The sequence below is a fragment of the Flavihumibacter cheonanensis genome (assembly GCF_022352215.1).
Classification (GTDB): Bacteria; Bacteroidota; Bacteroidia; order Chitinophagales; family Chitinophagaceae; genus Flavihumibacter; species Flavihumibacter cheonanensis.
Map to the genome: position 1 here is coordinate 1 of NZ_JAKRWF010000217.1, position 280 is coordinate 280.

General features: G+C 65.7%; 1 protein-coding gene. It reads right to left on the bottom strand.

All coding sequences use genetic code 11. The annotated features are described in order from the left end of the window. The coding region (locus MD536_RS21755; RefSeq protein WP_239603875.1) for a hypothetical protein at positions 1-280 on the bottom strand (280 nt) is incomplete at both ends.

Here is a 280-nt window from a genome sequence, read left to right on the forward strand (position 1 = left end):
CAATGACCGCGGTGCCACCGCCCGTGGTTGGGCGATAGATGTCGCCACTGGCCAGCGGCGTGACCGCTGTGGGCCGGACCTGCAGCGGTGTCGTCGCGCCAATGGTCAGCGTGTCAGTGGCCGTGGAACCAGAGACGGTCAGGGTAACTCGCAGCGTGGTGGGATTGGTCAGCTCGATGGTGGCCGCAGTGATGTTCCGGCCCGCCACGAAAGAAACGCTTGGCACCGAGTTGGTGTTGAACTCGAAGCCCGCGGGCGCTCTCACGATGAGTGTGCCGCC